Below are 1,245 nucleotides of genomic sequence, written 5' to 3'. Positions count from 1 at the left end.
GCAGCCCGTAGGCCTGGACCACCACCGTGGTTGCAACCACGGCGGCAACCGGCCCCGCCTTGACGGCGATGTCTGCCAGCACTGGCGGCAGGCCAAGCCGCAGCAGCAGCGGTTTCAGCCCCCTGCGCACCCAGACCAGAAAGGCGGCAGCCCCGGCGCCGATCGCCAGGGTCAGCAGGCTGACTTCACCGGCATAGGCGGCAAGCGAGGCTGCCATTTCCAGCAAGGTGTGGCCCTGCGCGGGAACCCCAGAATGTGCTTGAGCTGGCTGGCCGCAATCAGAACGCCCGAGGCGGTGATGAACCCGGCAATCACCGGATGGCTGAGGAAATTTGCCAGAAACCCCAGCCGCAGCAGGCCCATCGCAACCAGCATCACCCCCGACAGCATGGCAAGCGACAAGGCCGCCAGCGCATATCCCATGGTGCCCTGCTCCGCCACCTGCCCGACTGCCACCGCGGTCATCAGCGACACCACCGCCACCGGCCCCACTGCCAGAACGCGCGATGTCCCGAATGCGGCATACAGCAGGATTGGAACGATAGAGGCATAGATCCCCGCTTCAGGCGGCAGCCCGGCCAGCAGGGCATAGGCCAGAGATTGCGGTATCAGCATGATCGTGACGATAAATGCAGCTATCAGATCACTGGACAGTTGGGCGCCGGTATAGGAGCGGCCCCAATCCAGAACAGGCAGATATCGCGCCAGCCGGGTCATCACTGTGCTCTCCTCGCAAAAAGCCGGGCGGAACCGGATACCCGGCGCGCTGTCATGGAGCGTGGCACTGTATGGAACAGGGCATGGAAGGCAACGGGCTTCGGAAGGCTGCGCTGTCTTGTCCTCCCCGGCTACAGGTTCTACCGGCTTTGAGATCTCCTCCTTGTGTTAACGCCAGGCAATGCGGGCGGCCCCGTGGCTGACTAAACTTTCCGGGACTCTCCAAGATGACAGGAAGCTGGTCATGACTGAAAGAATTCTCGTTGCCACAGATGGATCGGCAGCAGGGAACCGCGCGCTCGACTGCGCGGCGGAACTGTCGAACAAGCTCGGGCGCGGCCTCAGCATCGTTCACGTCTACCTGCACGGGCGGCCGCCCGCAGAAATGATGCAGCTCGCCAAGTCCGAACAGTTGTATGAACAAGTGGCCGCAGCCCAAAACCTTACCCCTCGCGGCCAGCCCGCGAACTTCCTGGGGCTGTTTGCCAGCGCAACCGAAGAGCGCGACAAGGCAAACGCGATCCTGGC

The 1,245-nt window shown here is 63.5% G+C and carries 1 protein-coding gene and 1 pseudogene; one reads left to right on the top strand and one right to left on the bottom strand.

The window, feature by feature from the left end:
• Nucleotides 1-717 (bottom strand): annotated as a pseudogene (locus ACFMBG_RS19460) (SulP family inorganic anion transporter); the annotation flags it as partial.
• Between the two features lie 244 nt (nucleotides 718-961).
• Here ACFMBG_RS19460 and ACFMBG_RS19455 point away from each other — a divergent pair.
• Nucleotides 962-1,245 (top strand): universal stress protein (locus tag ACFMBG_RS19455; protein ID WP_421056334.1); only part of this gene is annotated, 284 nt, incomplete at its 3' end.

The organism is Leisingera coralii (assembly GCF_049056525.1).
GTDB classification, from domain to species: Bacteria; Pseudomonadota; Alphaproteobacteria; order Rhodobacterales; family Rhodobacteraceae; genus Leisingera; species Leisingera coralii.
The sequence above is the reverse complement of the archived record's forward strand: the minus strand, read 5'-3'. Positions and strand labels throughout refer to the sequence as shown.